This is a genomic window from Nonomuraea sp. NPDC050663 (assembly GCF_044456985.1).
Classification (GTDB): Bacteria; Actinomycetota; Actinomycetes; order Streptosporangiales; family Streptosporangiaceae; genus Nonomuraea.
This window is the reverse complement of the sequence record NZ_JBITGL010000015.1, coordinates 112,871-131,857: the sequence shown is the minus strand read 5'-3', so window position 1 is coordinate 131,857 and position 18,987 is coordinate 112,871. Positions and strand designations below refer to the sequence as shown.

Sequence of the window (18,987 nt, the reverse complement as noted above, 5' to 3'; positions counted from 1 at the left end):
TGGGAGACCTCAGCTACCCAAGCGCCCGTCCGCAAACTACTGCTTGGCGCTCTTCACGGCCAGCGGGCTGGCGGGCGCGTCGGTCTTGGCCTTCTCCATGCGCTCGCCGAGCTCCTGCAGCTGCTTGCGCCCCATGGACTTGCGCACCTGCGGGAACCACTCCTTCTCCTCCTCCTCGACGTGGTGACGCACGTTCTCCATCAGCACGGTCACCTTGGCGTCGAAGCGCTCGTCCTTGGGGTCGAGGTTCTTGAGCTCGTTGAGCATCCAGACCACCACGTGGTGCTCCTCGACGCTTTCGAGCACGTGGTCGGTGGTCTCGGGGACCCGCTTGCGCGCGGCCGGGTAGAAGATCTCCTCTTCGATGTAGGTGTGGGTGGTGAGCTCGAAGATGATCCTGTCGACGAGCTTGCGCTTGTCCTTGTAGGCCTTGTCTCCGGCCTTCTCGAACTTCTTGAAGAGCTTCTCGACCACCTTGTGGTCTTCTTTGAGCAACACGATGGCGTCCATGCGGGCCTCTCTACCCGGCTAACGCCCCAGCAGTCCCCAACTGCGCAGGTCACCCCAGACCGAGGCGGGATCGACGTACGGCTTGAGCAGCCCGGTGAGCACCTCGTCGCCGCGGCCGTTGAGCTCGTCGGAGGCGATCTTCCTGGCCACCCCGGCGAGGAAGTCGGCGACCTGGACGCGGACGTCGGAGCGGGCGGCGACCAGGCGCAGCCCCGCGAGCTTGCCGCTGTCGGCGTAGAGCTCCTTCAGCCGGGCGACACGCTCCTCGTTCAGCGCGGTCTGCCGGTCGTGCACGATGGAGACGGCGTGGCCGCCCTCGCTCCAGCGTTCGACCAGGCGCACGATGGCGGGCAGGAGCGGGTCGAGCTCGGGGACGAGCCTGGTGCCGCGCATCAGCTCGTTGTAGGACCTCAGGAAGGTGTTCCAGCGCTCCTCGCCGAGGATGGCCGGGCCCTCGTCGTAGACGGTCCTGGCCTGCTCCCCCATCAGCTTGGCGATGAAGTAGTAGGTCTTCTCGGCCAGGAAGACCGTGGCGTTGCCGTACAGCGGTCCGCCGGTGCCGAGCAGCCATTCGAGGACCGCGCGGTGCTTGCCACGCAGCAGGTGGACGGCTTTGTACTCCGAGGCGGGCGAGCGGATGCGGTCACGGACCTCCAGGACGCACGCCTCCGCGACGGCGAGATCGAGGACGACCCCCGCGTGGGCGAACACGTCGGTCACCCCTCCGATGAGGTTCTCCCCCTCGGCGCCGGACTCGTCGCACGCGATCTCCAGCTCGGGCCGCATGGGAACACCCTACGAGATGCCTGGTCTATCGCGTGGTGTGCAGGGTAGTGGCGGGCTCGTGGAAAACCACCCCCCTCACGTTAAAGATCAAGAAAGCGCGGATTCGACGCGCTCTACCGATACCGCCGCTCTCGACCGGCCGCGCCGGGACCGGGACACCGCCGACCTCCAGCCCTTCGGCCGCCCGGGCCGCTCGTTCGGCTCGCATCCCTTCGTCTTCGGCTTCACCGCCGCGCTGGGCGTGCTGACCGCCTGGATCCTGCTGCAGGCCCTGAACTCCGTCGCCTCGGCGCTGATCATCATCGTGGTCAGCCTCTTCCTGGCGGTCGGGCTCAACCCCGGCGTGGAGATGCTGGAACGGCGCGGCCTGTCCCGCACGTGGTCGGTCACGGTGGTGTTCATCGCCGTGATCGTCTTCTTCGTGCTGTTCGGCCTGGCGATCGTGCCCCCGCTGACCACCCAGATGGGCGACTTCTTCGCCAAGCTGCCCGACTACCTCCAGCAGTTGCAGAACAACCCCACCGTCCGGGGGCTCGACGAGCGGTTCCAGCTGATCGAGCGGCTGCAGCAGTACATCACCAGCGGCGGCATGGGCAGCCAGGTGTTCGGCGGCCTGCTGGGCGTGGCGACCACGGTCATCAACGCCGTGTTCACCGCGCTCACCGTGCTGATCCTGACGTTGTACTTCCTGGCCTCGCTGCCCTCGATCATGACGTGGACCTACCGCCTGGTGCCGCGCTCGCGCCGCGACCGGGTGCAGCTGCTCGGCGACGAGGTGATCAAGCGCATCGGCGGCTACGTGGCCGGCAACCTGATCGTCTCGCTCATCGCGGGTGTGGTGACCTACATCTTCCTGGTCATCGCCGGCGTGCCGTACGCGCTGGCGCTGGCGTTGCTGGTAGCGATCACCGACCTGATCCCGCTGGTCGGCGCGGCCATCGGCGCGACGATCGTCACCCTGGTCGGCCTGTTCACCAGCCTGCCCGTGGGCATCGCGTGCCTGATCTTCTTCGTCGTCTACCAGCAGGTGGAGAACTTCTGGATCGCACCGCGCGTGATGCAGGCCAACGTGCAGGTGCCCGCGGTCGTCACCGTCGCGGCGGCGCTCGTCGGCGGCGCGCTGCTGGGCCTGGTCGGCGCGCTGCTGGCGATCCCCGTGGCGGCGGCGATCCTGCTGCTCATGCAGGAGGTGGTCCTGCCGAGGCAGGAGCGGCACTAGAGCAGCACGGTGGTGGTCTCCACGCCCGGACGGGAGAAGCCGAACCGGCGTCCCCGCCAGGTGACGATCAGCTCCTCGGCCTCGTCGAGCGGGTCGGAGACGCTCAGCCCCCGCTCGGTGACCAGCACCGCGCAGGGCGCCGAGGCCGACAGGTCGCCGACGGTGCCGGGCTGCCAGAAGTTGACCGCGGTGAGCCCGTGCGAGGGCACGTGCACGCCCTGCTGCGCGCCGGTGTTGGCCACGACGGTGAACCATCCGGTGAGCCGGGTCCTGGCCGGCGAGGCTCCGGGAAGCAGGGCATAGACGTATCCCGCGTTCTCGGGATCCACGCCGTGGTCGAGCCACAGGGTCACGTATCCCCCTGACTCCTGGCTCTTCAGGGAGGCGGCGGCATAGCCGCCGTGCCCGGGGATGTGCGCCCAGCCGTCGCCCACGACCAGCCCCGACGCCCGCCGGTTGTCGACGATCGTCTCGACCGCGACCCCGTCGCCGCAGGTGATCCCCGCCCCGAGGCAGATCACCGCGTCGTCGAGGAAGACCCACGACTTGAACGCCTCCAGCGAGCTCTTCAGCCCGCTCAGGTGCTGCCCGACGGTCGCGCGCACGCCGTCGCTCGCCCCGCCCACCCAGCGCCACTTCGCCCGCGTGTCACCCCACGCTCCCCCGGCCCCGTCGGGCAGGCGCGCGGTCGAGACGGTCGTCCCTGGCAACCGGTAGGGGTCCATCCCGGTCCGGTCGGAGTACTGCGTGCCATGCCCGTCGGCCCACCAGTAGAGCATGCCCGACCCGGTGTGCCAGCCCTTGAGGTTCTCGCCGTTGCCGTACTCGTAGTGCCCGATCGTGCGCGAGGCCATGCTGAGCGCCGCGCACCAGCCGGGCCGCCGGTGGACGGCACGCGCGCTCATCGGGAACAGCCGGTGCCCCACCGGCTCGGCGAGCGCCTCGACGGAACGGTCCTCCAGCAACGGGCGGAAGCGCGCCTCCGGCTCCACGGCGCTGCGGGTCAGCCAGCCCTTGACCATGCCGCGCCACCGCTCCCGCTGCTCCGGCGCCGCCGTACGGCCCAGCAGCAGGATCGCGCTCGCCAGTTCCTGGCCCTTGCGGTGGTCGTCGAAGGGGTGGCGGTCCACCGCGCGCCCGCGGACCAGGTCCATGACGAACCCGTCGTGCACGAACGGGGCGAACGTGCGCTCGACCGCCTCGTAGACCATCGGGTCGTCGACCTGCCAGATCGAGCCTTGGAGCACCGCGAAGAGGGTCGCCAGGCCCGACAGGAGCACGATGCCGTAGCTGCCCTGGTACGGGATGGTCGTGTGCTGGATGAACGAGCCGTCGCGGTGGAAGCCGTCGCCCTCGTCGACGTGGCGGAAGACCGGGGCGAGCGCCGAGGCGGCCAGTTCCGCCCTGCGGTGGTCGTCGGTCAGCAGCGAGCGCAGGAGCATGACCGTGCACAGGTCCACCCGGTTGGCCGCGGTGCTGTTGCCGCTGTAGACGAGCAGCCGTCTGGCGGGCACGAACCGGTCGACCGCCGCCGCCAGGGCCTCGTCCCTGAGCCCGATCAGCGTGGCGGCGTCGAGCAGGGCCTTGGGCATCCCGATCTGCCAGTGCCACCAGTTGCCGACCTGGTCGGCGTCGCGGTGGTAGACGTGCCGGCGGTAGTGCTCGACACCGGCCGCCACCGCCTCCGCCAGGCCCGGCTCGCCCGACAGGGCGTGCGCCCTGGCCATGGTCACCAGGCGGGCCGGCGTCCGCACGTGGGAGGGGAAGGGCTGGTCGGGCCAGAGCCCGTCGCGCGTCGGGCTCATGCTGTCGCGGTACCGCGCCGCCACCCCGATCCCGTACGGCACGGCGGTGACCTCGCGCCAGCGCCGCCGCAGCGCCACGAAGTGCTCCGTCACCCGGGGACCCGCCTGCCGGATCTCGGGCAGCACCGCGTCGCCGGCGGCCAGCCCGGCCAGCGTCGCCGCGCCGAGCGTCAGAGCAGTCCGCCGCGAGATCACGCCAGGATTATCACCCGGCGCGCGCGGTGCCCGCCTCCGCCTCCTCGACCTGCATGGGCGGCTTGCCGGTGACCAGCAGCCAGGCGGGCAGGATGGCCAGGCACAACACCGGCAGCAGCTCGGCGTCGGCGATCATGGCCGCCGCGGTGAACAGGCTGATCCAGCCCTGCTGCGTGATGGCCAGCACGACGCCGAGCACGCCGGAGGCGATCGCCAGGGCGGGCGCGATGCCGGGGAAGAGCGAGTGGGCCAGCAGGCCCAGGGCCGCGCCGACGAACACCGCGGGGAAGATGCGCCCGCCGATGAACCCCGACGTCGCCGAGACGAGCAGCGCGAGCACCTTCACCACGACGATCAGCAGCAGCCCGGCCGCCGTGTAGAGGGCCGCCTCGGCGGTCAGCTCCTTCATCTGGGCCAGCCCCTTGAACAGGGTGATCTGCCCGCCGATCGCGCCCAGGACACCGAGGACCAGTCCGCCGAGTGTCAGCCGGGCCAGGGGGTGACCGACGTGGCGGAAGATCCGGTGGAAGTGCGGGAAGGCGTAGACGGCCGCCAGGCCGAGCAGGGCGCCGACGGCCGCGATGCACGAACCGATGATCAGGTCGCCCCAGTGCAGGCTGTAGTCGGGCACGTCCAGCGCGAAGACCGGATGAGAGATGATCACCGTCACCGCGGACCCGGCGCCGGCGGCCACGAGCGGGGCGAAGAGCCGGTCCCAGAGCGGCACGTCCTTCGGCCCCATCGCCACCTCCGACAGCAGGAGGGCGGCGGCCACGGGGGTGCCGAACAACGCGCCGACCGTTCCCGCCACCGCCAGTCCCACCCACATCGGGGCCGGGACGGCGGAGAGGAACCGGGCGCCGAGCGCCACGGCCAGCGCGACGTTGGCCAGGATGATCGGGTTCTCGGGCCCCAGGCTCACCCCGCCCGCCAGGCACAGGACCGCCGCCAGGAGCGTGCCCGGCACCACCCGCGGCGGCAGGGGCGGGGCGACCAGCCCCTCGGTCGCCGGGTCGGGTCCTGTCGGGATCAGCCAGATCACCAGGCCGACGGCCACGCCGACGACCGTCAGGACCAGCAGCGTCCACCACCACGTGTCGTGCTCCACGCCGAGCGAGCCCGGCAGCCCTTCCCACAACACTTCCTGCAGCTTCTCGGCGACGAGGTCGATCGCCAGGAGGATCAGGCTGCATGCCGCGCCGACCACGAGCGCGGGCACGACCAGGGGCAGCAGCCTGCGGGCCGGACCCGCGACCAGTGCGCTCATCCGGCGGCGGCCAGCGCGGCCTTGGCATCGACGTTGCCCAGGCCGAGGCGCAGGTCCTTGGTCGGGTTGACCGCCGTGCTCCTGATCGCCTCCATCGCCTGCGCGGGCGTCTTGCCCTGGCCGATGAGCAGGGCGGCGACCCCGGCGACGTACGGCGAGGCCATCGAGGTGCCGTCGAGCACTCCGTAGCCGGTGGTGTTCTTGAGCGTCTCGGGAGTGGCGTAGGTCGGCAGCGTAGAGATGATCTTGACGCCCGGCGCGCAGACCGCCCCTTGCGCCCCGAAGTTGGAGAAGCTCGCCGGCTGCCCCTGGCGGTCGCTCGCCCCGACAACGAGGACCTGGGTGGGCGGCTGGTAGTTCTGCTTGGCCGTGCCGTCGTTGCCGGCGGCGGCCACGATGATGGCGCCCTTGCTGAAGGCGTGCTGCATGGCCGGGTTGAGCACCCCGCCCTTGAGCAGGCGCGAGAGCAGCCCGCTCTCCCCGAGCGACAGGTTGATCACTTTGGCGCCGTGGTCGGCGGCCCAGATGATGCCCTTGGCGATGACGTTCTGGTCGCCGGAGCCGACCGTGTTCAGCACCCGGATCGGCATGATCTTCGCCCCGGGCGCGGCGCCCGCGATGCCGACCCCGTTGTCGGTGACCGCCGCGGCGATGCCCGCCACGTGGGTGCCGTGGCCGTTCTGGTCCTTGGGGTCGTCGTCGTTGGTGACGAAGTCGTACCCGTCGACGATCTTGTCCTCGAGGTCGGGGTGCTCGGTGTCCACCCCCGTGTCCACGATGGCGATGACCACGTCGTCGCCCTTCTGCTGCTCCCACGCCGAAGGGAGCTTGAGCGCGTCGACCCCCCACTGCTGGGGACGCAACGGATCGACCTCCGCCGAGCTGCATCCGGTCATCAGGAGTGCCAGGCCGCAGATGAACGTCTTCCTCACACTGGAGGTTCTTTTCTCCAAGAAGGTCAAGAGCACCCCCTGATATGAACCATGGCCGGGCAGGACTCAGACATGGGTCTGTTCCGCAACAAGCACGACGAAGCTCCGCCCGCGACGGCGATGTTCCAGATGCAGCAGAAGATGGTGTCGTTCGGCGACGACTTCTGGATCGAGAACGGGCTGGGCCAGAAGGTCTACAAGGTCGACGGCAAGGTGCTGCACGTCCGCAAGACGTTCGTCCTGGAGGACGCCCAGGGCAACGAGCTGCTGAAGATCGCCGGCCGCGTCCTGCGCCTGCGCGACACCATGGTGATCGAGCGCGGCGACGAGACCGTCGCGACGCTGCACAAGCACCTGATCGGCTTCCGCGACCGGTTCGACATCGACCTCGGGGAACGCGGCGAGATGTTCGCCAGGGGCAACTTCCTGGACCACGAGTACAAGATCTGGCGGGACGACGTGGAGCTCGCCGAGGTGTCCAAGCGGTGGATGCGGGTGCGCGACACCTACGGCATCTCGATCGTGCAGGACGCGGACATCCCGCTCATCCTGGCGGTCTGCGTCTGCATCGACGCGATGAGCCACGAGACGCGTTAGCCCATCAGGCGCGCCAGCTCCGTCCTGTTCGACACCCCGAGCTTCGGGAAGGCCCGGTAGAGGTGGTGCCCGACGGTCTTCGGGCTGAGGAAGAGCTGCGCCCCGATCTCCTTGTTGGTCGCGCCGGTGGCCGCCAGCCTGACGATCTGCAGCTCCTGCGGGGTCAGCGCGGCCCGCAGGTCTCCGGCGGCCGGCGTCACCGACTCGCCCGCCGCCCGCAGCTCGGCCCTGGCGTGGTCGGCCCAGGGCCTGGCGCCCGCCTTCTCGAACGACTCCAACGCCTCGCGCAACTGCGCACGCGCCTCGTTCTTGCGCCGCTCCCTGCGCAGCCACTCGCCGTAGACCAGCCGGCTCCTGGCCTGCTGCCACGGCAGATCCGCACAATGGACGGCCTGCTCGAAGTGCTCCTCGGGCTGCTCGGCCAGCAGTGCCCTGCACCGGTGGGCGGCCGCGAGCGCCCACGGCCGGTTCGCCGTCCGCGCCCACGCCTCGAACCGGCCGAGCGGCGCCCGGTCACGATGTCCCGCCCTGACGGCCGCCTCGATCTGGTCGGGGAGGAAGTGGAGCGCGTAGGGGCGGTGCTGGAGCGCTTCGAGCCGTTCCAGCGCGGCGTCGAAGTGGCCGTCGCCGAGGTCGAGCAGCGCCCTGGCCCGCTCGGCCCAGTCGCCGTCCGCCGTGACGTGCTCGCCCCTGATCGCCGTGTCGAACGCCAGCAGCCCCCTGGCGTGCGCCGCGTGCCGTACCTGGCCGGTGTCCTCGGCCATGCGCAGCGCCTCGCTCGCCCACGGCCGGGCGTCGCCTCCCAGCAGCGTCTCCGTCTCGGCCAGGATCGCCAGCACGCCCGGCAGCCAGCCGATGGCCCCGCGTGCCCGCAGATCCGCCGCCACCGCCAGCAGTCCCTGCCTGGCCAGGTGGTAGTCGCCCTCCAGCAGCGCCAGCGAGGTCTCGCCGATCCGCAGCCCGCGCTCACCGGCGTCGGCGTGGTTGGCCCTGATCAGCTCCAGCCCGCGTGCCGGGTCTCCCGCCAGCAGCTCGACCGCCCCGGTCAGCAGGGGCTCGCGTCCGTCGCCGCTCACCCGCTCCCGCGCGGCGCGCAGCCCGGCGACGTCGCCCACCAGCCAGGCGACCCTCGCCGCCTCGATCACCAGCTCGGGGCCCGCGCCCAGCAGCAGCCGCCAGGCCTCCTGCGGCGAGCCGTGCTCGAACTCGATGCGCGCCCGCAGCCGCACCAGCTCGGGGCTCACCTCTCCGCGCCGCGCCGACTGCTCGATCAGCGCCATCGCCCGCTCGCTCTGCCCCGAGTCGGCCGCCAGCACCGCCGCGCCCGCCAGGCGCCTGGCCCGCTCCCCTGGATCGGGGGACAGCCGCGCCGCCCGTTCGAGCGCGGCGCCCGCCTCCGCGTAGCCGGCCTGCTCGCGTGCGAGGCCCGCGGCCTTCTCGAGCTCCGCGGCCACGTATTCGTCGGGGCCGGTGGCGGCGGCCGCCAGATGCCAGGCCCGCCGCTCGGGGTCGACCGTCTTGGCGAGCGCGAGGTGGACGGCGGCGCGCTCGGCGAAGGGCGCGCCCTCGTAGGCGACCGCCCTGACGAGAGCGTGACGGAAGCCGACGCTGCGATAGGCGCTTCGATGAGGCGAGGCCAGCCCCCTGCCGTCCTCCGCCAGGGCGGCGCCCACCTCGATCAGTCCCGCCCGTTCCGCGGGCGCCAGCGCCTCGGCCGTCAGCCCGGTCGCCCGGAGCACGGCGTCGAGGTCGGCCTCGGCCGCCAGGGCCAGCAGCGCCCGCCGCGTCGGCGCGGGCAGCCCCGCGACCTGCCGCTCGTAGCCCTCCCGCAGCCGAGCGGGATCCGCTCCCGCCTCGTCGGTGCGGACCTCGGGCAGCACCGACAGCAGGTCGCGCTCCAGCGAGCGGGTCGCGAAGATCAGCACCACCCCCTCGGCGTCGAGCCGCCGCGCCGCGAAGACCAGTGCCTCGGTCGAGGCGCGGTCCAGCCATTGCGCGTCGTCGACCAGGCACAGCAGCGGCCCGTGCTCGGCCAGCAGGGTCAGGGTGGCCAGCCCGATCAGGAACCGGTCCGGCACAGCTCCCCTGGCCAGCCCGAACGCCGCCTTCATGGCCTCGCGTTGCGGCTCGGGCAGCAGGTCGAGGTCCTTCGTCAACGGCCTGAGCAGCAGTTGCAGCGCGGCGAAGGGCAGCTCCATCTCGCTCTCGACGCCGCTGCAGCGCAACACGGAGATATCCACAGGCTGTGGACAGTCGCCGGTTCCCCGCTCACCCCTGAGGACGAGGGCGGCGCTGCGCCCTTCCCTGGCGCCGGCGACGATCGAGTCGAAGTGTGTCGTCATGCGGGACGGATGACCTCGGCGATCTCGTCGAGCGCGGCCGGATCCTCGATCGTCGAGGGAGGCCGGTAGTCCTTGCCGTCGGCGATCGCCCTCATCGTGGAACGAAGGATCTTGCCCGACCGCGTCTTGGGCAGCCTGGCCACCACGCTCACCTGCTTGAACGCCGCCACCGGGCCGATGCGCTCGCGCACGAGCCTGACCAGGTCGGTGGAGATCTCCTCGGCGGAACGGGTCACGCCGCTCTTGAGCACGACGAACCCGGCGGGCAGCTGCCCCTTCAGCTCGTCGGCGACGCCGATGACCGCGCACTCGGCGACGTCGGGGTGGGTGGCGATGACCTCCTCCATGGCACCCGTGGACAGCCGATGACCTGCGACGTTGATGACGTCGTCGGTGCGGCCCATGACGAACAGGTAGCCGTCGTCGTCGAGGTGGCCGCCGTCGCCGGTGAGGTAGTGGCCGGGGAAGCGGGACAGGTAGGCCTGCTCGTAGCGGGCGTGGTCGCGGTAGAGGGTGGGAGAGCAGCCGGGCGGCAGCGGCAGCCGTACGACGATGTTGCCGTCGACGCCGGGAGGGCACTCGACGCCGTCCTCGTCGAGGACCCGCACGTCGTAACCGGGCACGGGCACCGTGGGCGAGCCCGGCTTGGTCGCCAGCGGCTCGATGCCCATGCAGTTGGCGGCGACGGGCCAGCCGGTCTCGGTCTGCCACCAGTGGTCGATGACGGGCACGCCGAGCAGGTCGCGCGCCCAGTGGTAGGTGTCGGGGTCGAGGCGCTCCCCGGCGAGGAAGAGGTACTTCAGCCCGTGCCCCTGCATCAGGCGGCCCGAGGGGTCCTCCTTCTTGATCGCGCGGATCGCGGTGGGCGCGGTGAACAGCGCCTTGACGTTGTTGTCGGCGGCCACGCGCCAGAACATGCCGGCGTCGGGCGTGCCTACGGGCTTGCCCTCGTAGAGCACGCTGGTGCAGCCGGCCAGCAGCGGGCCGTAGACGATGTAGGAGTGCCCGACGACCCAGCCGACGTCGGAGGCCGCCCAGAAGACCTCGCCAGGCGACATGTCGTAGATATTCTTCATCGACCAGTGCAACGCCACCGCGTGCCCGCCGTTGTCGCGGACGATGCCCTTGGGCAGACCGGTCGTGCCCGAGGTGTAGAGGATGTAGAGCGGGTCGGTGGCCGACACCCACTCGCACTCGGCCCAGGGCGCCTTGGCCACCTGCTCCGCCCAGTCGAGGTCGCGCTCGCCCATCTCGGCCACGGCCTGCGGGCGCTGCACGATGACGCAACGGGACGGCTGGTGGCCGGCCTGGGCGAGCGCGGCGTCCAGCAGCGGCTTGTACTCCACGATCCGCCCCGGCTCGATGCCGCACGAGGCGCTGAGGACCACCTTCGGCCGGGCGTGGTCGATGCGCGCGGCCAGCTCGGGCGCGGCGAAGCCGCCGAAGACCACCGAGTGCACCGCCCCGATGCGGGCGCAGGCCAGCATCGCGATCACGGCCTCGGGGATCATCGGCATGTAGATCACGACCGTGTCGCCCCTGCCCACGCCGAGCTGACGCAGCAGCCCCGCCGTACGGGCCGTCTCGTCGAGCAGCTCGCCGTAGGTGTAGGCGCGCTCCGTCCCCGTCACGGGACTGACGTAGATCAGCGCGGTCCGATCCGGGTCGTGCCGGTCGAGCGCGTTGTGGCAGGTGTTGAGCTCACCGCCGGCGAACCACCGCGAACCGTCGAAGACCGTCTCGAAGGGAGTGTGCCAGTCGATGCCTTCCGCGGCCTCACGCCAGAAGCCGTCGGGGTCGTCGAGGCTGCGGCGGTGGATCTCGTCGTATCGAGCCATGCTCGATTCTTAGGGCAGCTCGGCGAAACGTTCAACAGCTTCGACGCTGCCGGACACGATGATCACGTCGCCGTAGGACAGCTCGGTGTCGGCGGTGGCGTAGGTGAAGTCGACGCCGGGGCTCTTGACCGCGACGATCGTGACGCCGTGCTTGCGCCGCAGGTTGGAGCGGCCCAGCGGCACGCCGACGTACTCCTTCGGCGGCCGCGTCTTGGCCATCGCGAAGTTCTCCTCGACCTCCATGTAGTCGAGCATGCGCCCGCTGACCAGGTGCGCGACGCGCTCGCCCATGTCGTGCTCGGGGAAGACCACGTGGTGCACGCCGATGCGGTTCAGGATCTGGCCGTGCTGCTTGCTGATGGCCTTGGCCCAGATGTCCTCGATCTCCAGCTCCGCCAGCAGGGCGGCGGTCAGGATGGAGGCCTCCAGATCGGTGCCGATGGCCACCACCGCGCGGTAGAAGTCGGGCACGCCGAGCTGGCGCAGCGCCTCCATGTCGGTGGAGTCGGCCTGGGCGACGTGGGTGATCTGCCCCGACAGCTGCTGCACGGTCTTGCGGCTGTTGTCGATGGCCAGGACCTCCGTGCCGCGCCTGGTCAGCTCCAGCGCCAGCGCGGTGCCGAAGCGGCCCAGTCCGATGACCACGACGGGGTCGCGATTCTTGTCAGCCAACGATGATCCGCTCCTCGGGTAGTTCGTAGCGCAGCCCGCGGTCCTTCAGGGCGAGCGCAGAGCCGAAGGTGAGCAGTCCGATTCTGCCCACGAACATGAGGACCACCAGGACGACGTGCCCGGCGGGCGGCATCTCGTAGAGGATGCCCGTGGACAGGCCCGTGGTGGAGAAGGCCGAGATGGCCTCGAAAAGGATCTTGTCGAGCGTGAACTCGGTCATCACCAGCAGCACGTAGGTCGAGACGGCGATGAGAGCGACGCTGAGCAGCCCGACCGTGAGGGCCTGGCGCTGCACGGTCTCGGGGATGCGCCGGTTGCCGATGTTGACGCGCGACTCGCCGCGCAGCTCGGCCAGGATGACGAACAGCAGGATCCCGAAGGTGGTGACCTTGATGCCGCCCGCGGTGCTCGCGCTGCCGCCGCCGATGAACATCAGCAGGTCGGAGACCAGCCAGCTCGACTCGTGCATCTGCGCGATGTCGATCGCGTTGAAGCCGCTCGAGCGGGTGTTGACCGAGGCGAAGAAGGCGGCCAGCAACTTCTGCCCGTCGTCGAGCGGCCCCAGGGTGGCGGGGTTGCGCCACTCGGTGAGCAGGAACAGCAGCGTCCCCAGCACCAGCAGGACGAGCGAGACCCACATCGTGAGCTTGGTCATGATCGACCAGCGGCTCGGGTGACGCCAGTTGCGCACCTGCTCGAAGACGACCGGGAAGCCCAGGCCGCTGAAGATGACGGCGGCGGCGATCGACAGGTTGATCCACGGATCGCTGACGAACTGCATGAGGCTGTCGGGCCACAACGCGAATCCGGCGTGGTTGAAGGCCATGATCGAGTGGAAGACGCCGTAGTAGACGGCCTCGCCGAACGCGTAGCCGTAGCCGATCATGAATCGGCCGGCCAGCACGGCCGCCACGATGGCCTCGCCGACCAGGCTGAAGACCACGACCTTCCGCGCGATGTTGCGCACGTCGGCCAGGCTGAGCATGCTCGTCTCGGCCTGGGCCAGCAGCCGGAAGCGCAGCCCCATCTTGCCGCCGACCAGGATCGCCAGCAGCGTGGCGACGGTCATGATTCCCAGACCGCCGATCTGCACCAGGACCGCGATGGTCACCTCACCGAAGGTGGACCAGTGGGCGCTGGTGTCGACGGTCGCCAGCCCGGTCACGGTCACCGCCGAGGTGGCCGTGAACAGGGCGTCGGTGAAGGTCGCGGTCTGGGGCCCCTCGGTGGCGACCGGCTGGAGCAGCAGGACCGTGCCCAGGGCGACGGCCAGCGCGAAGGCGACCACCACGATCTGGGTCGGGTGATGGAAGCGTGACAGGATCGCCGTGGTCCAGCGAGTCCGCCCGGTCAGGGGATTCATACCGGACGGAATCGTACTCCCTAGGGTCGCGAGGTGATCTGCTGGATCGCCCAGCCGTTGCCGTCGGGGTCGCTGAAGAAGAGGAAGCCGACGTTGTTGAGGTCGTCGCCCTCCTGGGCGGCTCGCGGGCCCTCGGCGCCGAAGACCTGGACCTCCCCCAGCTCCATCCCGCGCCCCACCAGTTCGGCCCGCGCCGCATGGAGGTCGTTGACCACCAGTTGCAGGCCCTGGAGCGAGCCCGGCGCCATGGTGTTGCCCGTCCCCTGGCCGATGACGATCGAGCAGCCGGAGCCGGGCGGCGTGAGCTGCACGAACCGGGTACCGGTGCCGGTGTCGGTGTCGTGGTCGACCTTGAAGCCGAGCGTGCCGGCGTAGAACTCCTTGGCCCGGTCCACGTCGGAGACCGGGACGACGACCACTTCGAGGGTCCAGTTCATGAGGACGCGGTCCAATCGTCTGAAGGCTTGGGTGATGCCGCGCTCCATCGGGTAGCGCAGCTGGATGTCGCGGATCGCCCGCGAGTCGTATCGGAGAGTGATGGTCACCATCGTGTCCTCGGTGAACTCGATGGTGTTGAGCGCCTCGCCGGGGTACGACTGCTCGTCGAAGACCTCGGTCGTGACCAGGCGCTCGCCGGGCACCACCTCGCGGTAGACGCCGCTGCTGCCCATACCCTGGCCGCCGGGGCCGATCGAGTAGTAGCGCCAGCGCCCACCGGGCCGCAGGTCGATCTCACACTCCACCAGGCGCCAGCCGTCGGCGCCGTACCACCGCATGAGCAGGTCGGGCTTGGTCCAGGCGTCGAAGACGAGTGCCCTGGGCGCGTCGAAGGCTCGCGTGATGACGATCGACCGGTCGGTCGGGGTCGTCACTTCAGTTCGTCGAGCAGGCCGTCCAGACGTCGGAAACTCACCTCCCAGTCCTGCCGGTAGCGCTCCAGCCAGTCGGTGGCCGCCTTCAGCGGCTCGGCGCGCAGCCGGCAGGGCCGCCGCTGGGCGTCGCGGCCCCGGGTGATCAGCCCGGCGCGCTCCAGCACCTTGAGATGCTTGGAGATGGCCGGCTGGCTCATCTGGAACGGCTCGGCGAGCTCCGTCACGGTGGCCTCGCCCGCCTTGAGCCGGGTCAGGATCGCCCGGCGGGTGGGGTCGGCCAGCGCGGCGAAGACGCTGTCCAATTCATAACCTTCTAGTTTCATAACCAGTGAGTTTTATATAGGGCCGCCGCAGACCCCGTCAAGCAGCGGGCAGTTACCCCGGCATGGATGCACGGCTACCCGATGGTCGGTACGGCACGCGCCACGCACGCTCGACCGGCGCGAGCCGTGGGCGAGTGGCAGCCGCTCGACCTCACTCCGCCTGGCCAGAGGCCTCCCACTCGTGGCAGGGAAGCAGCGCGTGATGCTGGAAGATCAGCCCGAGATCGGACGGAGCCTGCTTCCCCACGGGGCCGCACACGCAGAAGGCCGACTCCTCATGGCCGATCATGTCGTCGACCGGGCGGACGTGGACGACCTTGTGCATGGCGCCTCCTCTTGACCAAAGGTTGCGCGTAGTTTATGCGTCTTTGACCGTTTGTCACACACTCCCCTGGATACCGTGGCCGCCATGCTCTCCCGCGGCCTTCGCATCCTGGTCGGGCTCGCAGCCGCGCTGATCGTGCTGGCAGGAGTCCAGGCGCTGAGCGACATCGTCGGTCCCGCCTTCCTGTCCCTGACCCTGGTCATCGCGGTCGGCCCCCTCAGGAAGCGCCTGGCCGACCGGGGCGCGCCGGCCTGGGTGGTGATCCTGGTGCCCCTGCTGGTCGTCCTGCTGGTGCTGGGCGCCCTGGGCGCGGCGGTCGTCGTGTCGGTCGTCCGGTTCTCCGCCCTGATCCCGCAGTACGCCGCCCAGTTCCAGCAGCTCGTCGCCGAGGTGCAGGGATACCTGGAGAAGGTGGGCATCACCTCCACGCAGGCCACCCAGCTGTTCAGCAGCATCGACCCCGGCCAGCTGGTGCGGGCCGCGGGCGAGTTCCTCTCCGGCCTGCTGGGCACCGCCTCGGCCGTGGTGGTCATCGTCCTGCTGCTGTACGGCATGTGCATGGACGCCCCCGCGCTGGCCGAGCAGCTGCGCGGCCTGGTCGCCTCCCGCAGCCAGGTCGTCGAGGCGCTGACCACCTTCGCCCAGCAGACCTGCAAGTACCTGCTGGTCTCCACGCTCTTCGGGCTCATCGTCGCGGTGTTCGACACGTGGGCGTTGTGGATCCTGGGCGTGCCGCTGCCGCTCCTGTGGGGGCTGCTGGCCTTCATCACCAACTACATCCCGAACGTCGGCTTCATCATCGGCCTGGTGCCGCCCGCGCTGCTGGCCCTGCTGGACTCGGGCTTCGCCACGATGGTCTGGGTGATCGTCATCTACTGCGTGCTGAACTTCGTCATCCAGTCGGTTATCCAGCCGAAGTTCGTGGGCGAGTCCGCCGGGCTGTCCGTCACGATCACGATCCTGTCGCTGCTGGTGTGGACGTGGGCGCTGGGGGCGCTAGGCGCGATCCTGGCGGTGCCGCTGAGCGCGTTCGTCAGGGCGATCCTGCTGGACTCCGACCCGGCCACCAGGTGGGCGACACCCCTGGTGTCGGGGAAGTCTTCAGACTGAGCTGAGATCATCTTGAACCTGCCGGGGGTAACTCCGGGGCATGGCAAAGGTCACCGGCTGGGTTGGTTGGATCTGGTTCGCGGGCATGATGATCATCCTCGCCGGCCTCTTCAATCTGGTTTCCGGCATCTACGCGATCATCGACGACGAGCTCTACGTCACCACCAGGAAGGGCCTGCTGCTCTTCGACCTGACCGGCTGGGGCTGGGTCCACCTGATCCTCGGCGTCCTGCTGCTGGTCACCGGCATCGCGGTCAGCGTCGGCAAGGGCTGGGCCAGGCTGATCGCGGTCATCCTCGTCATGCTCAACGCGCTGACGCAGCTCACCTGGATCATGGTCAACCCGTGGTGGTCGCTGGTCGTCATCGCGGTCGACGTACTCGTGCTCTACGCCCTCATCGTGCACGGCAAGGAAGCCGAAGCCATGAGGGAATACTGACTTTCCGGATACCTGAAGGAGGGGACAGGGCCGGACATGAGCAATCTCATCGCCATTTCCTACCCCGACGTCGCCACCGCCAGCTCGGTCCGCGACAAACTCCTCGAACTGCAGAAGCAGCAGCTCATCACGCTCGAGGACGCCGCCGTCGTCGAGCGCAAGCAGGACGGCAAGATCAAGCTCCACCAGATGACCAGCACGGTCGGCTTCGGAGCGGCCAGCGGCGCGCTCTGGGGCGGCCTCATCGGCCTCATCTTCCTGATGCCCCTGCTGGGCATGGCACTGGGCGCGGCGGGCGGCGCGGCGGGCGGCGCGATGACCGACATCGGCGTCGACGACAAGTTCATGAAGGAGGTCGCCGACCGGCTGGAGCCGGGTTCCGCGGCCCTCTTCCTGCTGATCGCCAGGAGCACCCCGGACAAGGTCATCCCGCAGATCGCCCCGTTCGGCGGCGACATCATGCAGACCTCGCTCTCCCACGAGCAGGAGGAGCAGCTCCGCGAGGCGGTCCAGGCCGCGCGGGGAAGCCACGTTCAGTCCTGAAATTTCCTGATCCTGTCCTTGAACAGGGTCGTGGCGATCGCCGCCCGGTGCGGCTGTCCTTTGAGGAAGGCCTGCGCGAACTTCTTGGCCTGGTCGTATTCGACCTTGCCCGGCATCGGAGGTTCGTGCGGGTCCACCTCGACGTCCACCAGCGCAGGCCCGTCGAAGGCGAGCGCCCGCTCCACGGCCGGTCGCAGGTCGCCCGACTTGGTGACCTTGGCCCCGAACCCTCCGCAGGCCGTCGCCCAGGCGGCGAAGTCGGCGTACGGCTCGGCGAAGCGCACCCCGTGCTCGGGATAACCCAGCACCATCTGCTCCCACAGGATCATGCCGAGCGAGTTGTTGTTGTTCACCACGACCTTGACCGGCAGGTGGTGACGCACGGCGGTGAGGAACTCCGCCATCAGCATCGCGAACCCGCCGTCGCCCACGTAGGCGATGACCTGCCGCCCCGGGAAGGCCAGCTGCATGGCGATGCCGTACGGCAGGCCGGGCGCCATCGAGGCCAGGTTGCCCGACAGGTAGAACTCGCGCCCGTCGCGGATGGTCCAGTGCCTGGCCGCCCAGGTGGCGACCGTGCCGCTGTCGCAGGTCAGGATCGCGTCGTCGGCGGCCAGATCGTCGAGGACCGAGACCGCGTACTGGGGTGCGATCGGGTCGCGGTCGGCCCCGGCCAGGGCGAGCATCTCGCCACGCCACTTGTCGCTCTTCTCACGGTACTTCCGCAGGAACGACTCGTCGGACCGCTCGTCGAGCAGCGGCAGCAGCGCCCGCAGCCCTTCACGGGCGTCGCCCACCACGGGCACGTCGGTCGGCACCCGGGTCCCCGCCCGCGCCGGATCGGCCTCCAGCTGCACGAACCTCGTCTTGCCCGGCTCCGGCAGGTGCTTGGTGTAGGGGAAGTTCGTGCCGATCATGAACAGCACGTCGACCTCGTCGACGAGCTCCTCGCTCGGCCGGGTGCCCAGGAGCCCGAGCCCACCGGTGGTGTACGGCGAGTCGTCGGGGACCACGGCCTTGCCGGGCAACGTCTTGATCACCGGCGCCTTGAGCCGCTCCGCGACGGCCAGGACCTCCTCGCGCGCGTGCAGCGCACCGGCGCCCACGAGCAGGGCGGGCCGCTCGGCGGCGTTGAGCACCTCGGCCGCCCGCACCAGGTCCTCCTGGCGCGGCAGGCCGGGCGCCGGCAGGTAGACCGGCGCGGTCTGCGGCGGGCGCGCGGGAGCCACGTGCTGCCAGGGATCGGCGTCGGCGTCGGCCACCTGCACGTCGTTGGGGATCGTCAGGTGGGCCACCCCGCGCCTGGCCAGGGCCGTGCGGATGGCGATGTCGACCAGCGAGGGCAGCTGCACCGGGTTCGTGACGACCTGGTTGTACTCGGCCACGTCGTCGAAGAGCCGGTCGAGGCGCACCTCCTGCTGGTAGGCGGTGCCCAGCACGGCGGTCTCCTGCATGCCGGTGATGGCGAGCACGGGGACGTGGTCGAGCTTGGCGTCGTAGAGGCCGTTGAGCAGGTGGATGCCGCCGGGCCCCGACGTGGCCAGGCAGACGCCGATCGTGCCGGTCGCCTTGGCGTGGCCCGCGGCCATGAAGGCGGCCGCCTCCTCGTGGTGGACCAGCACGAAGCGCACCTTGTCGGCATGCCTGCGCAGGCCTTCCATGATGCCGTTGATGCCGTCGCCGGGCAGGCCGAAGACGGTGTCGACTCCCCATGCGGCGAGCCGTTCGATCAGTACTTCCGCGGCGATACCAGACATGGGCAGGCCCCTACCCGCATGGCCCGCGGCCATGACTCCCCCGCTGGAGGACCCGCAGGTGGCCAGTGACCGCCAGGGTGGCGGAACTGGCC

At 70.1% G+C, this 18,987-nt stretch carries 18 protein-coding genes; 5 read left to right on the top strand and 13 right to left on the bottom strand.

Annotated features, from left to right (window positions below; all coding sequences use genetic code 11):
* Positions 1–36 precede the first annotated feature (36 nt).
* Positions 37–510, bottom strand: a complete 474-nt coding sequence (locus ACIBH1_RS36130; protein WP_397318512.1) for a hemerythrin domain-containing protein — start codon at positions 508–510, stop codon at positions 37–39.
* An 18-nt stretch (positions 511–528) separates the two neighbouring features.
* On the bottom strand, positions 529–1,296 hold the full coding sequence (locus ACIBH1_RS36125; protein WP_397318510.1) for a hypothetical protein: 768 nt from the start codon (positions 1,294–1,296) through the stop codon (positions 529–531).
* Between the two features lie 58 nt (positions 1,297–1,354).
* On the opposite strand from ACIBH1_RS36125, the gene ACIBH1_RS36120 reads away from it, so the two are divergent.
* Positions 1,355–2,515 (top strand): AI-2E family transporter, encoded by a 1,161-nt coding sequence (locus ACIBH1_RS36120; RefSeq protein WP_397318509.1) that lies wholly within the window; start codon positions 1,355–1,357, stop codon positions 2,513–2,515.
* Here ACIBH1_RS36120 and ACIBH1_RS36115 read toward each other — a convergent pair.
* The 3 genes from ACIBH1_RS36115 to ACIBH1_RS36105 are packed head-to-tail and all read right to left on the bottom strand — an operon-like array spanning position 2,512 to position 6,714.
* Positions 2,512–4,515 (bottom strand): polysaccharide lyase 8 family protein, encoded by a 2,004-nt coding sequence (locus ACIBH1_RS36115; RefSeq protein WP_397318508.1) that lies wholly within the window; start codon positions 4,513–4,515, stop codon positions 2,512–2,514. The two genes, ACIBH1_RS36120 and ACIBH1_RS36115, sit on opposite strands and share 4 nt — an antisense overlap.
* A 10-nt stretch (positions 4,516–4,525) precedes the next feature.
* Positions 4,526–5,782 (bottom strand): ion channel protein, encoded by a 1,257-nt coding sequence (locus tag ACIBH1_RS36110; protein ID WP_397318506.1) that lies wholly within the window; start codon positions 5,780–5,782, stop codon positions 4,526–4,528.
* Entirely contained in the window at positions 5,779–6,714 is a 936-nt protein-coding gene (locus ACIBH1_RS36105; protein WP_397318505.1) for a S8 family peptidase, read from the bottom strand. The genes ACIBH1_RS36110 and ACIBH1_RS36105 overlap by 4 nt, the downstream gene beginning before the upstream one ends.
* Positions 6,715–6,786: 72 nt before the next feature.
* Here ACIBH1_RS36105 and ACIBH1_RS36100 point away from each other — a divergent pair, with 72 nt between their 5' ends.
* On the top strand, positions 6,787–7,311 hold the full coding sequence (locus ACIBH1_RS36100; RefSeq protein WP_397318504.1) for an LURP-one-related/scramblase family protein: 525 nt from the start codon (positions 6,787–6,789) through the stop codon (positions 7,309–7,311).
* Here ACIBH1_RS36100 and ACIBH1_RS36095 read toward each other — a convergent pair.
* From ACIBH1_RS36095 to ACIBH1_RS36065, 7 genes are all read right to left on the bottom strand, one after another.
* Positions 7,308–9,653, bottom strand: a complete 2,346-nt coding sequence (locus tag ACIBH1_RS36095) for a LuxR C-terminal-related transcriptional regulator (RefSeq protein WP_397318503.1) — start codon at positions 9,651–9,653, stop codon at positions 7,308–7,310. The genes ACIBH1_RS36100 and ACIBH1_RS36095 overlap by 4 nt on opposite strands.
* A complete protein-coding gene (locus tag ACIBH1_RS36090; protein WP_397318502.1) occupies positions 9,650–11,491 on the bottom strand; it encodes a propionyl-CoA synthetase in 1,842 nt (613 codons plus the stop codon). Before ACIBH1_RS36090 ends, ACIBH1_RS36095 begins: the two co-directional genes overlap by 4 nt.
* A 9-nt stretch (positions 11,492–11,500) precedes the next feature.
* Positions 11,501–12,163 carry a potassium channel family protein gene (locus ACIBH1_RS36085; protein ID WP_397318501.1) on the bottom strand — a complete coding sequence of 221 codons (663 nt, stop codon included), beginning with the start codon at positions 12,161–12,163 and terminating at the stop codon, positions 11,501–11,503.
* Positions 12,156–13,526 carry a TrkH family potassium uptake protein gene (locus tag ACIBH1_RS36080; RefSeq protein ID WP_397318500.1) on the bottom strand — a complete coding sequence of 457 codons (1,371 nt, stop codon included), beginning with the start codon at positions 13,524–13,526 and terminating at the stop codon, positions 12,156–12,158. The genes ACIBH1_RS36085 and ACIBH1_RS36080 overlap by 8 nt, the downstream gene beginning before the upstream one ends.
* Positions 13,527–13,546: 20 nt before the next feature.
* The gene (locus ACIBH1_RS36075; RefSeq protein WP_397318499.1) at positions 13,547–14,398 is read right to left on the bottom strand and encodes an SRPBCC domain-containing protein; all 852 of its coding nucleotides are present in this window, start codon (positions 14,396–14,398) and stop codon (positions 13,547–13,549) included.
* On the bottom strand, positions 14,395–14,721 hold the full coding sequence (locus tag ACIBH1_RS36070) for a helix-turn-helix transcriptional regulator (RefSeq protein ID WP_181610711.1): 327 nt from the start codon (positions 14,719–14,721) through the stop codon (positions 14,395–14,397). Before ACIBH1_RS36070 ends, ACIBH1_RS36075 begins: the two co-directional genes overlap by 4 nt.
* A gap of 151 nt (positions 14,722–14,872) precedes the next feature.
* Positions 14,873–15,046, bottom strand: coding sequence for a hypothetical protein (locus ACIBH1_RS36065; protein WP_397318498.1), 174 nt, complete (start codon positions 15,044–15,046; stop codon positions 14,873–14,875).
* A gap of 84 nt (positions 15,047–15,130) precedes the next feature.
* Here ACIBH1_RS36065 and ACIBH1_RS36060 point away from each other — a divergent pair, with 84 nt between their 5' ends.
* From ACIBH1_RS36060 to ACIBH1_RS36050, 3 genes are read left to right on the top strand one after another with little or no spacing between them, the layout of a single operon-like run.
* Entirely contained in the window at positions 15,131–16,156 is a 1,026-nt protein-coding gene (locus ACIBH1_RS36060; RefSeq protein ID WP_397318497.1) for an AI-2E family transporter, read from the top strand.
* Positions 16,157–16,196: 40 nt separating this feature from the next.
* Positions 16,197–16,595 carry a hypothetical protein gene (locus ACIBH1_RS36055; RefSeq protein WP_397318496.1) on the top strand — a complete coding sequence of 133 codons (399 nt, stop codon included), beginning with the start codon at positions 16,197–16,199 and terminating at the stop codon, positions 16,593–16,595.
* A gap of 36 nt (positions 16,596–16,631) precedes the next feature.
* Positions 16,632–17,138 carry a DUF1269 domain-containing protein gene (locus ACIBH1_RS36050; RefSeq protein ID WP_397318495.1) on the top strand — a complete coding sequence of 169 codons (507 nt, stop codon included), beginning with the start codon at positions 16,632–16,634 and terminating at the stop codon, positions 17,136–17,138.
* Here the strand turns inward: ACIBH1_RS36050 and ACIBH1_RS36045 are convergent.
* Positions 17,129–18,895: a thiamine pyrophosphate-dependent enzyme gene (locus tag ACIBH1_RS36045; RefSeq protein ID WP_397318494.1), complete on the bottom strand. Its 1,767-nt coding sequence runs from the start codon at positions 18,893–18,895 to the stop codon at positions 17,129–17,131. The two genes, ACIBH1_RS36050 and ACIBH1_RS36045, sit on opposite strands and share 10 nt — an antisense overlap.
* Between the last annotated feature and the right edge of the window lie 92 nt (positions 18,896–18,987).

Excerpts from the sequence above, each read along its gene's own strand:
- ACIBH1_RS36070 (WP_181610711.1), bottom strand. The coding sequence starts at position 14,721 with ATGAAACTAGAAGGTTATGAATTGGACAGCGTCTTCGCCGCGCTGGCC.
- ACIBH1_RS36060 (WP_397318497.1), top strand. The coding sequence starts at position 15,131 with ATGCTCTCCCGCGGCCTTCGCATCCTGGTCGGGCTCGCAGCCGCGCTG.
- ACIBH1_RS36125 (WP_397318510.1), bottom strand. The coding sequence starts at position 1,296 with ATGCGGCCCGAGCTGGAGATCGCGTGCGACGAGTCCGGCGCCGAGGGG.
- ACIBH1_RS36130 (WP_397318512.1), bottom strand. The coding sequence starts at position 510 with ATGGACGCCATCGTGTTGCTCAAAGAAGACCACAAGGTGGTCGAGAAG.
- ACIBH1_RS36110 (WP_397318506.1), bottom strand. The coding sequence starts at position 5,782 with ATGAGCGCACTGGTCGCGGGTCCGGCCCGCAGGCTGCTGCCCCTGGTC.
- ACIBH1_RS36050 (WP_397318495.1), top strand. The coding sequence starts at position 16,632 with ATGAGCAATCTCATCGCCATTTCCTACCCCGACGTCGCCACCGCCAGC.
- ACIBH1_RS36100 (WP_397318504.1), top strand. The coding sequence starts at position 6,787 with ATGGGTCTGTTCCGCAACAAGCACGACGAAGCTCCGCCCGCGACGGCG.
- ACIBH1_RS36095 (WP_397318503.1), bottom strand. The coding sequence starts at position 9,653 with ATGACGACACACTTCGACTCGATCGTCGCCGGCGCCAGGGAAGGGCGC.
- ACIBH1_RS36045 (WP_397318494.1), bottom strand. The coding sequence starts at position 18,895 with ATGTCTGGTATCGCCGCGGAAGTACTGATCGAACGGCTCGCCGCATGG.
- ACIBH1_RS36080 (WP_397318500.1), bottom strand. The coding sequence starts at position 13,526 with ATGAATCCCCTGACCGGGCGGACTCGCTGGACCACGGCGATCCTGTCA.
- ACIBH1_RS36055 (WP_397318496.1), top strand. The coding sequence starts at position 16,197 with ATGGCAAAGGTCACCGGCTGGGTTGGTTGGATCTGGTTCGCGGGCATG.
- ACIBH1_RS36090 (WP_397318502.1), bottom strand. The coding sequence starts at position 11,491 with ATGGCTCGATACGACGAGATCCACCGCCGCAGCCTCGACGACCCCGAC.
- ACIBH1_RS36065 (WP_397318498.1), bottom strand. The coding sequence starts at position 15,046 with ATGCACAAGGTCGTCCACGTCCGCCCGGTCGACGACATGATCGGCCAT.